This window comes from Amorphus sp. 3PC139-8 (assembly GCF_040750475.1).
GTDB lineage: Bacteria > Pseudomonadota > Alphaproteobacteria > Rhizobiales > Amorphaceae > Amorphus.
Genome location: NZ_JABJVY010000001.1, coordinates 458,515 through 471,560 on the forward strand (window position 1 = coordinate 458,515; position 13,046 = coordinate 471,560).

A 13,046-nucleotide genomic window follows, 5' to 3' on the forward strand; every position below is an offset into this window, starting at 1 on the left:
GTCAACGCGGAATCCGTTTCCGTCGACGTTGTTGCGCCGGCCTACGATACGAGAAAACCAGACCCCAAGCGTTCCTCAATTCGGCGCGCGAATAGCTCGCTTCCTCCGCCCCTCGCCAGCACACGCTCCGCGGATTCTCTCAGAAGCTGATTTGCGATATCGCGAGCGCTCTTTTCGGCCAAAGAAACGATGTCGTCCGCATAGCGCTCGGGCGTGTGTTTTTCTCCTACAAGACGGAGACCCGCAGCGCCCGACTGCTGCCCAACGGCCCTATTTTTATGCAGCCGCTCTAAGACTTGTAGGAGCCCGGTGCGCTCGTCCGCTGCGGGAACTTTAGCCACGGTGTCGGAGGGCAACGTCGCATACCACCCAATATCGGTCACCACCGAATAGGCCGCATTCGCCCAAATCCGCAACTGGCTCCCGGACGCTTCGCCCATGGTCGGATTGCGCAAATTGAACACGAGATGGGCGTCCGAAATCGCCTCGTCCAACTCCGTTTCGGAGACGAACCCCCGAAAGCGGATCTTATCCGAGATTCCGTAGTCTGCGGCAAGGCGCTTGAATAGCGCCGGATCCCAGAGCTTCCCGAACACATCGAATATGAAATCAAAGTCCGGGATTTTACGCGAGGCCTGGCCAAGCGCTTCGAAAATGACATCAAGCCGACGGTTTGGACCAATATGCCCGAATTGGACGAACCGAAGAGGTCCGTCATTTCGTCGGTTCGGAGAGCCGTTTCCACCCGCGCGAAACGGAAGCTCGAGCCGATAGACCGGAACGGGCGCACGCTCACCAACGATTGCTTCCGCCGGCTTGGTGTGGACCACGACGCCCGCGGCGCGTCCGATCCCAATTTCCCATAGCGGATAGCGACCGTAGAGGTCCGGGCCCGTCAAACCACCGGTCAGGACGGCCGCGATCTCCATGGCGGCGTCGGCACCGTACCAGCGGACAACATCCTGGAGCAGCCCGAGCCGACGTATTTTACCCTGCCCCGAGAGGTCGCGGAAAAAGTCCAGGAGAGCGACATCATGCAAAACGACATAGGCCGGTATTTGCTGCGCCAATCTCGCAATTCCGGCGTGAAACTGCCAGTTGTTCCCGATATGAAGGAAAACCGCTTCCGGCTGACCGGGACGACAGTTCCCGAGAGATTGCGTGAGCGTTTCAATCGAGTCTGACGCGAACGCGCGAACGTTCGCTTTCCTATCCAGCCCTTCGCTCCAATCCTGGCGATCCGTCCATAACGTTAGTTCGGAACGCTCCGATAGCGCGGGCAGGATGCGCCGAGTATATTCCGCGATATCGGTTTCCGCTGGCGGCAGCGGCGAAACCCAGTGTATCCGCGGCTTGGTTCCGCTGCTACTCACCCGCCGCGACCTCCGCGCGCCGGGGCATTAATCGAGCATCGGAGCGTGGAGCCGACGTCCGCGTCAAACACTCCACCGCCGTGTCCCACGAAATATCGAAGTCGGCGTAGCGCTGGCATCCCGCCAAGCCCATCCGCTCGCATAGTGCGGGATCATCGGCCGCCTCCTTGATCGCGTCAGCCAGAGCCTCCGCCGTCGGATCACATATCCAACCCTCTTTGCCGTGACGGACAAATTCCAGCGGTCCTCCACAGTCGGTCGTGACAATGAGAGGCTTTGCGGACAGCATTCCTTCGAGGCTTACATAGCCATAATCTTCGTCAACCGGAGTATAAATGACCGCCCGAGCGCCGGCGTAAAGTTCAATCATATGCTCGTCGCTGATGCCGCCAAGCCACTCAACACTCCTATCGATACCAAGATCGATCGCTTTTTGCCTCAGCTCGTCCAAATAGCTCTGAGAGTCCGGAGGGCCAGCAAAGACCACGCGCAGCGGCGCACCGGCTCGCGCAACCGCGTCGAGCACCAGCGCCTGGCGTTTCAGAGTATTGATCCGGCCAGGCACCAAAAGATAATCGCCGTAGCTGCCTGGCCGCAGCCGGTCCGCATTCGGCGGTGGATGGTAGAGCGGCTTTGACTCGATCCCGAGGAAGCGCTTCATCCGGGCGGCAACGTTGCCGGAATTTGCGTAGACGCGCGCGTTTGCCCTGCCCAGCTCGGACCGATCTTCCGCTTGTATCAGCTCGCGAAGGGCAAAAGCGTCCGGCTCGCCCAAAAGATCCGAAATCCCACTCTCCCAAAAGTCATAGGCCTGACGGTGCTGGTGCAGGACCCAGAAGACCTTATTCGGATGGTGAGCGAGCCAGGCGGGAAACTTTAGGCCGACCATAAGATCGACCGGCGCCCCTTCAAAACGCTCAAGGTTAACGAGCTTGGCAGACAATATATGATCGACAAGGACCGTGCCCGGATACCACCGAAAGGGCAGAGTGACTTCGGTTGCCTCATGTCCGTGGCGCTCGAGCGCGAGACAGAGATTTCGGCCATGCCGTTCAGCTCCGCCATTGACGAACGGAACCTGTGTTCGAACTACGACGATCCGCATATGCGTTACGCGTCCGTGCCTGTCGGATTTGGCTTCATTCCCAACACCGCCAAGTCTTGGGGCCCGAACAGCAGACCTGCCACCTCAGGATCAATCTTTTTCTCTCGGAAATAGGACTCGAGCTTCTCGTGCGGATGCAAGTCTCGCGTCTCAACGGGATGAAAACCGACCGTGTCGAGGAGCGTTGTCAGCACAGGTCCCGGCAGCGGACGGATATGGGTTGGATCCATGTAGAAGCTCTTCGCGCTGACGAGAAGGCTGCTCGCATTGGGTGTCTCGAACAACAATAGGCCGCCGGGCGCGAGAACCCGCAGGCACTCCTGAGTAATCCAGGCGACGGTTCTAAACGGTAGATGCTCCACAACGTGGTGTGCCGTGATCATGCCGTAAGACGCATCTGCGGCTTCCGCCAAAAATGCACAAGCGTCGCCTTCCAGAACATCGAGACCGTGAGCGCGCGCTTCGGCGACCTGGAGCGAGTTCGAATCAACCCCGGTCGCCGCTATATCGACGCTTCCCATGAGCTCCAGCCACTCTCCACGGCCGCAACCGAGATCCAACACCCCTTTCCCTGTTCGTTCAACAGCCGCCCGCGCATCCGGCAGGTAAACCGTCAACCGCCGCACAATTTCTTCTCGCGACCCGCGAAAGCGCGCCTCGAGACGGTTGTAGAAATAATCCAGCAGGGCGTTGAGGCCTTCCGAGGTAGGCTCCTCCGACGGCGGCGGTTTCGGGCCACCATATCGAATATTATCAAGCTTCTGGTCCAAGCCCGTATAGGCGCGCGCCATCAGCGCCTGTTCGAATTTCGCATTCTCCGATATCTCGGAGATTTGTCGATTTAAAGATTCTGAAAGATCGCTCAGCCTGCCATCGACCTGTTCCGCCGCGGAACGATATCGATCGTCAAAACCATCCGATGCTTCTTGAAGTCGCTCTTCGAGCTTTTGTGTGAGCGCGTGCTGGGATTGCTCTAATTTATTTGCTATATTTTCAATTTCGGAAAGCCGTTGAGACACGTCATCGATCTGATCGCGCATATCCTCGCGAATTCGTCGCTCGAACGAATCCATATCGGCGTTTGCAAGTGCAACAACGCGCTCCGTAAACTCATTCGCCTGGTCGCGCAGGCCAGCGGATAGAAGGTCGCTTTCGAGCGCCAGTCGCTTAACCTGTTTGGACGTAACGCCGATTTTTGGGAACGCACTAAAAAACCATTTTATCTTTTTAAGTACGGGCGCCTTTCTGGGATCTGGGTTATCCACGGCTTTCATTTGCTAATCCCAATTTGTCCACACCGGTCGCTTTCCGATTGGCTCCGCGACAAACATTCATTGTTTCTAAAAAAGGCTAGTTACACAGACAGCCCCGTAGCCGCAATCGTTCAGATTTCAGAGGCCCAAATGCAGCGCACCTCGGAGAGGCGAGACCATCTCACCCCGCCCCCGCGCCACAATATCGCCCTCAAGAAAAGAAACCCTCAGTAGCAGACTGCCATTCGAACGAGCAGAGGTAGGTCATGATTGTGGTGTATGCAATTTTTTTTGCGGCTGCCGGCTTTTTTGGGGCGTCTGCAGCGACTGCGCAAAATTGCTCAATCCCCGCTGCCGAGGGGGATGCAACGGAGATCGCGCAACACGGAGGAGGTACCTTGTATAAAAATGCCTGCGGTGAGCGCTACGAGACAGGTTACTATCTCGAAGGCAATACGCTGATCCTCCCGAGAGGTGGTCGTCATACAGTGGAGGCGTCGTCACAGGACGAGGCGGAGGCAATACTGCGGCAAGCTTACGGCCTAATCGGAGAACGGGGCGATTTGGTCCGGACAAAATGGTAATCGGCTTATCCTGCACGATACGCGCATCTTAACCGCCGAATTGCCTTTGACGGAACCGAGGGCACCGAGCCGAAGGACAGAAATCGACAACGGCGCCGTCCCAACCCGGGATATCCATGAGCTAAAGATCGGACACGAGGCCCCGCCAGCTTGCGTCGACCATAACCGCTGGCGATTTTCGGCCCTTCGCCGTCATTCCGGGCTCTTGCCGCGCCGGACGGCTCCGCGACGTCGGTTTCGGAGCGCAGGTGTTCCCGGCCATAGCGTCGCTCCGTGATTGGGAGCCACGCTGCGCTTCCCAACCCGGCTCCAAACAGTCTCTTAACCCATCGCCACCCGGTCATTCGACCTTCTGCGATAGGTTCGAAAAATTACGCCGTATTGGGCATCGATAGGTCCACCAATGTTGGCATCATTGACCCGTTCGGGCCTGAACGGCTCTCCCGCGCGGCGTCTGGCCCCATAGCCTACTCGCTTGCCCTTTGAGCCGCTGACCGAAAACGGTTATTCCTCGTTCCGCATTTTAGGTTCAGCCTCTGTCGGCTCATAGGACACGAAGCATCTTCAAAATTGGAAGCAGCTCTTCGGTAAATTTTGAAGCCCTTTCCTCAAGCTCCACGAGATTGTCTGCCGTCTCGATAATCGGCTTGCCATTTTTGACAATCCTTTGGTTCTGCGAACTCAGTATGTTCCAGGCGTACTCGGCCAAGTCGCGAGTTTCGCTTCGCCCTTCGTATAGCCCCAAAATAAATAATTGGAACGCGCGCGAGACATGAATGCCGGCTCCGGTCACCGGCGAGCACAACCAATTCAAATCACTTGAATCTTTCGCGCGCTCAAGAATAGCTTTATTTAAAGCCCGCGTTCGCTCATATCGCACTTCGTCGCCTTCAGGCGACAAGCAGGGCTGACAATCTCCCTTCCCAACGAGTACAGCCAATGCCTCGCGCAAACGCCCGCTGCCAAGCTTAGAAACAACCGGGAGCTCGCTCATTTCCCGGACAGTTCTGGGCCCTTGTGCAAGGGCTTCAATTATTGGCTCATAGACATCCTTCTGCAAGGCAGCTTCTCCGTGAGCCGCCTTTATCTTCAATTGAATCTTTCCTGCCGTTTGCGACAATGCGAAGCGCTGACCGAGCCAAAGTTGCTCTGCTTGAAGCGATCGAAGAGGAACAGATCCTTTAATATATATGTCTCTACGAAACTGCTGATTTGTTATATAGTCTCGGACAGTTTCCGCGACGAACGGATCGTCAATTTGATCCAATAACTTTTGCTGCTCCGCAGTGAGCCCTACGCCTGGGATATGGTCAAGAATATTGGCAGAGCCTAGATAGGTGAGCTTCGCGCGCGCCATGTCTTCCGCAACATCTGCGTGGGCAAAGGCACTCCAATCTCTATTAAAATATTCGTGAGAAATATAACTTTTATTTCCACTCTTAATTCCCTCATATCGCTCCTTTAAGCCGGAATGTGATTGAAAATACCTCGAATCCGCCTCTATGATTTTATCAACGATCGAAAATGCCTTATTCAACCTGGCCTTAGTGCCCGCCTCCTCGCCCTTTCCCGCCAAAACCATCAACTTTCGGAGTGGAGTGACCGAGGCCCATCCCGGCAGGCAGTTGTAGGAACAATAAACAATTCCGCCGATTTTAAGTTTTTTACTTATAAATTTAAGTATCTCTTCTCTATTTTTGGCGCTTATCCAGCTATAAACCCCATGAAACGCAATGATATCGACATATTCTGGCAGCTCATATGCGGCTTCAAACTCCGAAAAACTCATATCATAGAAATGAATATTCTTTGTTCCAGCCTCATCGGCGAGCGCTTTCGCCCCCGCAATTTGTGTCGGATTGAAATCGGTGACATAGAAACGGATATGCGGATTGGCTGCGGCAAGCAGGTTTGCGGAAAACCCTTGCCCACAGCCGAGTTCGCAATAGGTGAGCGTTTGATCCGCCTGCGGCCCGGATATACCCCGAAAGAGAGAGACAAAGCTCAATAGCGATGGCGAAAGCTCTCGATAATACCCGTGCGTATAGCCGATATCCGCCACATACCCGTCGGTCCAAGACACCATATTTGCCTCCCTATGCGGCACCACTCTAGAAATTCGAAAACCGGCCACATTCGATGGCGGCCGTAATCAGCAGACATCTGCAATGTCCACCCATTTCACCTCCCGCGACAACCCTAAGTCACGAACTCAAAATCCGTACGTCTTGTGCGGAGGTGACTTGGTTGACTGTCAGGATCAAGGCACCAGAAATCTGCGCGATTTTGCCGTCCCCGCCTCTTCGAGGGGGCAAACTCTTGCGATGCAAGCAGTCGGGCAAATCCCCCCATTCCGTGAGCTCTCCAGGAAAAGGCGCTGCGATTTTTCCGTTCCGGAAACCGGCCTTTCCTTCGGCCGCATTTTCCTGCGCCTTTGCGCGAAAGGCGTGTCGTCGGCGTCCATGAGATCGATGAAACGAACCGATAGGCCGTGGAGATCGACGGCCAGGTCGAGCGTGCGGTTCAGGCCGCCTTTGGCCCGAGCAGACGCCTACCCCCTTAGTGCTGGCAGCCTGAGGGTCGCGCCTTGATATGGCTGGCGTCGATCGCCCGACACTCCAGTTCGAGATTGCCGATAAAACTCCCCAACAGGCGCGACCGAGCGGCGAGATCGCGTCGGCGATCGAACCGGCTGACCACACTGTTCCGATGAGCGGATTACGGCGGCAGATCTCCCCACGGACCCTTGATTGGACAATGCCGACCGCGACGCCACATTAGCACGATCGCAGATGTGAAGTCGCCGATTGACCGCCGCGTTCGATGCCCGCTGTTCTCGCTCATGAGCCCTTGATCCGCCTCGTCGCCTTCCTCGCCATTCTGGCGGCGATGGCGATTGCGGAAATCGCCGCACCGCGTCGACGCCGGGAGATCCCGCGCTTGGTGCGCTGGAGCAACAATCTCGGGCTGGTGATCGTCGATACGCTCGCGCTGCGGCTCGCCTTTCCCGTGCTCGCAGTCGGGGTCGCGCTGTCGGTCGATGCCCACGGCTTTGGTCTTCTGAACTGGCTCGACGTTCCCGAGGGCATGGCGATCGTTATCGCCTTCATCGTGCTCGACCTGGCGATCTACGGCCAGCACGTGGCTTTTCATGCCGTACCGGCGCTCTGGCGCGTGCACCGGATGCACCACGCCGATCTCGAAATCGACGTGACAACAGGACTGCGCTTCCATCCCATCGAAATCCTGTTGTCGATGGCCTTCAAGCTCGCGGTGGTGGCGCTGATTGGCGCGCCGGCCGTCGCCGTCCTCCTGTTCGAAGTCGTGCTCAACGCCATGGCGATGTTCAACCACGCCAATTTGCGCCTGCCGGAAGGGATCGATCGGCTCCTGCGGCTGGTGGTGGTCACGCCGGACATGCACCGGGTCCACCACTCCATCGAGCGCCGGGAGACCGATTCCAATTACGGCTTCAATCTTTCCGTCTGGGACCGGCTGTTCAAGACCTACATTCCGCAGCCCAAGGCCGGACACGACCGCATGACAATCGGGTTGCCGCTGTTCCGCACCCGCCGCGACCTCTGGCTCGACCGAATGCTGATCCAGCCATTTCGTGGCAACGCAGACGCCGGCGCCTCCACTCCCCCTCCGCGCGAGCGCGAACAGCACCTCTCATCGTGAGCCGCGATTGATCCGCGGCCGGGTCCGTGAAGGGCAATTCACGGGATGCCAACCCAGGGCGCGGGGCGGCCTCCCTGACGCACCCGGCCCTTGTCAGAAAAGCTTCAGAAAACCGACATTGCACTGCAGCATGGCCGTTACAACGCGGCGATACGGTCCTGCCATTCTCGCCCGGACGGCGTGATCGCGCCGCTTAACCGGCCGGTCTGCCGTCCAAGACACGTTTCGTTTTGGAAAGGACCGACTGGATGCGCACGCTCGTTGCCATCGGATTGCTCGCCGCCGCCATTTTGCCGGCCGCCGCCCAGCAGGAATATCCGGCCACGCTGACCGGCCATGCCGTGCTGCCGGCCGAATCGCTGACCCCCACCCCGGCCGATGCGCCGGCCGCGATGAAGGTCTCCGGCAAGTTTACCGGCGACACCCCGGCCCGGCTGACCTCGGAGCCGACCGACGGCGCCGAACTGCCGTTCAACGGCCAGCCGCTGCAGGGATTCTCCGGCATCAAGACCCTCGGCGACGGCACCTATATGGTGCTGACCGACAACGGCTTCGGCAAAAAGGTCAACTCGCCCGACGCCATGCTGATGTTCCACCACGTGAAGCCGGACTTTAAGACCGGCAAGGTGGAAATCCTGGAGACGACCTTCCTGAAGGACCCGAACAAGGTGGTGCCGTTCCTGATCGCCAACGAGGCGAGCGACGAGCGCTATCTGACGGGGTGGGACCTCGACACCGAGGGCTTCCAGCCGATCGACGATCTCGTGTTCATCGGCGATGAATTTGGTCCCTATCTCGTCGCGGTCGACCGCAAGACGGGCGTCGTGAAAGAGTTTTACGAGACGGAGCTCGACGGCAACACGGTCCGCTCGCCCGACAACTATGCGGTCTCGATGCCGAATCCGGACGGCAAGATGCCGGCGATCAACCTGAAGCGCTCCAAGGGCTTCGAGGGCTTCGCCGCCTCTCCGGACGGCAAGACGCTCTATCCGCTGCTGGAAGGCCCGATCTGGGATGCCGACGCGGCGTCCTACGAGAAGGTCGACGGCACGGAAGCCCTGCGCATCCTGGAGTTCAACGTCGCCGACCGGACCTTCACCGGCCGCTCCTGGCTCTATCCGCTGGAGGCCGACGGCCATGCCATCGGCGACTTCAACATGATCGACGCGACCCGCGGCCTGATCATCGAGCGCGACAACGGCCAGGGCGATGCCGACCAGGCCTGCGCCGACGGGCAGACCAACGCCTGCTTCGACAGCCCGGCCAAGTTCAAGCGGATCTACCTCATCAACATGGACGGCGTTGAGTCCGGCCAGCCGGTGAAGAAGGTCGGCTACATCGACCTGATGAACATCCAGGACCCGAACGGCCTCGCCCGCCTCGGCAAGCGCGAGGACGGCCGCTTCACCTTCCCGTTCGTCACGATCGAGGACGTCGACCGGATCGACGAGACCCACATCATCGTCGCCAACGACAACAACTTCCCCTTCTCCAAGGGGCGGTCGGCCACCGAGCGCGACAACAACGAGTTCATGACCCTCGAGGTCGGCGACTTCCTGCAGGCGAAGTAAGTCGCACCTCCGACAGACGACTGACGAGACGGCCCGTCGGGATCCCGGCGGGCCGTTTTGCGTTTTCGCTCGCCACCGGCGGATTAGGCCGGCCGCGGCATCGGCCCGGTGTCAGTGAAAAGCGTGTGAGAAAGAAAGAGAGACGGGGCCTCGAATCTGCGCCCGCCCCGTCCCCCCTTCGCTCGAAAACGAGCTTCGGGCGGCGCCTTTCGCGCTGGCGCTATCGCCAGCGAATAACGCGGGAAGGCGACGGAATCAGACCGAACCGAAGGTTCGCAAAGCCCAACCGGGCCGCGCGGTCAGCGCCCCCTGTCGGAGGCGCGAGCGAAGCAATCTGCCGTGAGATAGAAAATTGGTGGAGCCAGGCGGAATCGAACCGCCGACCTCTTGAATGCCATTCAAGCGCTCTCCCAACTGAGCTATGGCCCCTTAAGTCGCCGGGCTTGGGAATGCCCCGGCGAGCGGGATCGGAACTTAGGTGCCCTTCGCGCCGGAATCAATAGCCCGTTTGTGGACTATCCACCGCCGACGCGGTCCGATCACCGATTTTCTTCGTCGTCCTCGACATCGCCGCGCACGACATCGGACACTTCGTCGTCCTCATCGTCCTCGTCAAGGAACGTATCGTCCTCATCGTCCGGCAGATCGGTGTCGATCTCGTCGTCGTCATCGGGCGTCTCACGCCCGGCCGGCGCCGCATCTTCGTCGGCCTCTTCCAGCGAGACCAGCTCGACGTTGGCCTCCTCTTCGCTGGTTTCGGCTTCCGTCTCCGTCGCCGCTTCGCTGACCGCAGCCGCCTTGGCCGCGCGCGACGGCGTCGGTTGCTGCTGGGCAACGGCGAACAACGTGCCGCACTTCGGGCACACGATCGGATCCTTGTTGAGATCGTAATATTTGGCCCCGCAACCGGGGCACTGTCGTTTCGTGCCGAGCTCTGGTTTCGCCACGGAACCGCCTCGCGTTCTGAAATGAGGCGGCTCGAATACACAGAGCGCCTGCGCCTGTCAAAGCCGAATCGCATGCAATCTGCCGATCGCAGATGCACGGAGCCCCACAAGCGCCGGATCGCGTGGCAAAATGCACGCAATTCGCACCGCTATAGACGGGCGCGAGCGGGGTGACGCCTTGCAAGCCTCATGCTAGCAAGCAGCTTCGAGTGGACCGAATTTGACATTCGAGTCTCGTTCGCGACGAGTGGACATGTCAATTTCAAAAGTCTCCCAACACGACCCTTTCGCGCGCCGCTTTGCCGCGGTACCCGCGCGCTCCTGTCATTCACGTTACGAGGGCTGACTTGGTATCGATCCCGTTGACCTCTCCTCCGTCCGCCCCGTTGAAGGGACGGCTGAGCGTGCCTGGCGACAAATCGGTTTCCCACCGCGCGCTGATGCTGTCCGCGCTTGCGATCGGCCGCTCGCGGATCGGCGGCCTTCTGGAATCGGAGGACGTGCTCGCCACCGCCTCGGTGCTGGGCGCGATGGGCGCGGGCATCGAGCGACTCGACGATGGCCGCTGGCAGGTCGACGGCGTCGGGGTCGGCGCGCTTCTGGAGCCGGAGACTGCGCTTGATTTCGGCAATGCCGGCACCAGCGTCCGCCTGACCCTCGGCCTGATCGCCAGCCACCCGATCGTCGCCACCGCGATCGGCGATCCCTCGCTCTCCAAGCGACCGATGGCGCGCGTGCTCGATCCGTTGCGGACGATGGGAGCGGAGGTGATCGCGCGGTCCGGCGACCGGCTTCCGTTGACCATCCGCGGCGCGGAGACGCCCGTGCCGATCACCTACGAGCTGCCGGTACCGTCCGCCCAGGTGAAGTCGGCCGTGCTGCTTGCCGGCCTCAACACGCCGGGCACCACCACCGTGATCGAGCCGGTGCCGACCCGCGACCACACCGAGCGGATGCTCGCCGGCTTCGGCGCGCCGATCAAGACGGAGACCGACGAGGCCGGGCGCCGCCAGATCAGCCTTTCCGGCCCGGCCGCCCTGGAGCCGATGGATTTGACCGTGCCGGGCGACCCGAGTTCGGCCGCCTTCGCGGTGGTGGCGGGCCTGATCGTGCCGGGTTCGGATGTCACCGTCACCGACGTTCTGCTCAATCCGACCCGCACCGGCCTGTTCGACACGTTGGCCGAGATGGGCGGCGACATCGCGATCGAGAACGAGCGGATCTCCGGCGGCGAGCGCATCGGCGACGTCCATGTCCGCGCCAGCCGGCTCAAGGGCGTCGATGTGCCGCCGTCACGGGCACCCTCGATGATCGACGAATATCCCGTGCTCGCCGTCGCCGCCGCCTTCGCGGAGGGCGAAACGCGAATGGAGGGCGTCGGCGAACTCCGCGTCAAGGAGACCGACCGGCTCGCCGCCGTCACCGCCGGCCTTGCCGCCAACGGTATCCAGGTGGAAAGCGGCGACACGTGGCTTGCCGTCACCGGTCGCACCGGCCTTTCCGGCGGTGGCACGGTGGCCACCCATCTCGATCACCGCATCGCCATGAGCTTTCTGATCATGGGGCTTGCCGCCGACGAGCCGGTGACCGTGGACGACACCCGCATGATCGCCACCAGCTTCCCCGGCTTCGTGACGATGATGGAGGCCCTCGGGGCAGCGTTCACCGCCGAGACGGCGCCGGTGTCATGATCATCGCGATCGACGGACCGGCCGCCTCGGGCAAGGGCACGCTCGCCCGCCGCCTCGCGGCGCATTTCGGGCTGCGCTACCTCGACACCGGACTGACCTACCGCGCCGTGGCCGACGAGCTCCTGCGCTGCGGCGAACCGCTCGACGACGAACCGGCGGCGGTACGTGCCGTGGCGCGCGTCGATTTCGCCAACATGAACCGGGCGCACCTTGCCGGCCACCGGATCGGCGAAGCCGCCTCGCAGATCGCGGTGATGCCGGCACTCAGAACCGCCCTGGTCGACCATCAGCGCGGCTTCGCCGAGACCCCGCCCGGCGCCGTTCTCGACGGGCGCGACATCGGTACGGTGGTCTGCCCGGCCGCCCCGGTGAAGCTCTTCGTCACCGCCACGCCCGAGGCCCGCGCCCGGCGGCGCGCCGACGAGATGGCGTCGCGGGGCGAGCCCGGACATTACGACGAAGTGCTCGCCGACCTGCGCCGCCGCGACGCGCGCGACACCGGACGCAGCGTGGCGCCGCTCGCACAAGCGCCGGACGCCGTCTTGCTCGATACAACCGAGTTGGATATAGATGCGGCGTTTCGCGCGGCTGTGGATATCGTCCGACAGGCTTTGCGGGCGAAGGGCGGCCAAAATGGCGGCCTCTCGACTGCAACCTGAGACGGTGGACACCGGCATTCGTCGTAGCCACATAGCGAAGCAGGTGCGAACGGCCGAGATCGTCTGATCCGGTCGCTCGTGGCGTTTCATCAAGTCCAGAATTTAGCCGTCCTGCCGGGGCACCTTGCGCCGGACCGCTTTGTCGAAAGCGGGTGAGATCTTTCACTCCTGCAGGACGGGAC

At 60.6% G+C, this 13,046-nt stretch carries 9 protein-coding genes and 1 tRNA gene; 4 read left to right on the top strand and 6 right to left on the bottom strand.

The features are described 5' to 3' along the window. Positions 1-41: 41 nt before the first annotated feature. The 4 genes from HNS03_RS02075 to HNS03_RS02090 all read right to left on the bottom strand — a co-directional run bounded on the left by HNS03_RS02075 (position 42) and on the right by HNS03_RS02090 (position 6,401). Positions 42-1,373: a hypothetical protein gene (locus tag HNS03_RS02075; protein ID WP_367192704.1), complete on the bottom strand. Its 1,332-nt coding sequence runs from the start codon at positions 1,371-1,373 to the stop codon at positions 42-44. After that, positions 1,366-2,478: a glycosyltransferase family 4 protein gene (locus HNS03_RS02080; protein ID WP_367192705.1), complete on the bottom strand. Its 1,113-nt coding sequence runs from the start codon at positions 2,476-2,478 to the stop codon at positions 1,366-1,368. The genes HNS03_RS02075 and HNS03_RS02080 overlap by 8 nt, the downstream gene beginning before the upstream one ends. Before the next feature lie 5 nt (positions 2,479-2,483). Then, positions 2,484-3,752 (bottom strand): methyltransferase domain-containing protein, encoded by a 1,269-nt coding sequence (locus HNS03_RS02085; protein WP_367192706.1) that lies wholly within the window; start codon positions 3,750-3,752, stop codon positions 2,484-2,486. A 1,107-nt stretch (positions 3,753-4,859) separates the two neighbouring features. Next, complete coding sequence (locus HNS03_RS02090; RefSeq protein WP_367192707.1) at positions 4,860-6,401, bottom strand: methyltransferase regulatory domain-containing protein; 1,542 nt, start codon at positions 6,399-6,401, stop codon at positions 4,860-4,862. A 737-nt stretch (positions 6,402-7,138) separates the two neighbouring features. On the opposite strand from HNS03_RS02090, the gene HNS03_RS02095 reads away from it, so the two are divergent. Both HNS03_RS02095 and HNS03_RS02100 read left to right on the top strand, forming a co-directional pair. Beyond that, positions 7,139-7,996 (top strand): sterol desaturase family protein, encoded by an 858-nt coding sequence (locus HNS03_RS02095; protein WP_367192708.1) that lies wholly within the window; start codon positions 7,139-7,141, stop codon positions 7,994-7,996. Between the two features lie 248 nt (positions 7,997-8,244). Beyond that, positions 8,245-9,567 (top strand): esterase-like activity of phytase family protein, encoded by a 1,323-nt coding sequence (locus HNS03_RS02100; protein WP_367192710.1) that lies wholly within the window; start codon positions 8,245-8,247, stop codon positions 9,565-9,567. Positions 9,568-9,920: 353 nt separating this feature from the next. Here the strand turns inward: HNS03_RS02100 and HNS03_RS02105 are convergent. Further along, positions 9,921-9,996 (bottom strand) — tRNA-Ala (locus HNS03_RS02105). 110 nt (positions 9,997-10,106) lie between these two features. Then, positions 10,107-10,514, bottom strand: coding sequence for a TIGR02300 family protein (locus HNS03_RS02110; RefSeq protein WP_367192711.1), 408 nt, complete (start codon positions 10,512-10,514; stop codon positions 10,107-10,109). 362 nt (positions 10,515-10,876) lie between these two features. Here HNS03_RS02110 and aroA point away from each other — a divergent pair, with 362 nt between their 5' ends. Together aroA and cmk are read left to right on the top strand one after the other, a co-directional pair. Continuing rightward, a complete protein-coding gene (gene aroA, locus HNS03_RS02115) occupies positions 10,877-12,205 on the top strand; it encodes a 3-phosphoshikimate 1-carboxyvinyltransferase (protein ID WP_367192814.1) in 1,329 nt (442 codons plus the stop codon). Then, complete coding sequence (cmk, locus tag HNS03_RS02120) at positions 12,202-12,864, top strand: (d)CMP kinase (protein WP_367192713.1); 663 nt, start codon at positions 12,202-12,204, stop codon at positions 12,862-12,864. Before aroA ends, cmk begins: the two co-directional genes overlap by 4 nt. Positions 12,865-13,046: the final 182 nt, after the last annotated feature.

Bases quoted from the DNA above. Each gene is read 5' to 3' on its own strand.
- HNS03_RS02090 (WP_367192707.1), bottom strand. From the start codon at position 6,401: ATGGTGTCTTGGACCGACGGGTATGTGGCGGATATCGGCTATACGCAC.
- HNS03_RS02095 (WP_367192708.1), top strand. From the start codon at position 7,139: ATGCCCGCTGTTCTCGCTCATGAGCCCTTGATCCGCCTCGTCGCCTTC.
- HNS03_RS02085 (WP_367192706.1), bottom strand. From the start codon at position 3,752: ATGAAAGCCGTGGATAACCCAGATCCCAGAAAGGCGCCCGTACTTAAA.
- HNS03_RS02100 (WP_367192710.1), top strand. From the start codon at position 8,245: ATGCGCACGCTCGTTGCCATCGGATTGCTCGCCGCCGCCATTTTGCCG.
- cmk (WP_367192713.1), top strand. From the start codon at position 12,202: ATGATCATCGCGATCGACGGACCGGCCGCCTCGGGCAAGGGCACGCTC.
- HNS03_RS02080 (WP_367192705.1), bottom strand. From the start codon at position 2,478: ATGCGGATCGTCGTAGTTCGAACACAGGTTCCGTTCGTCAATGGCGGA.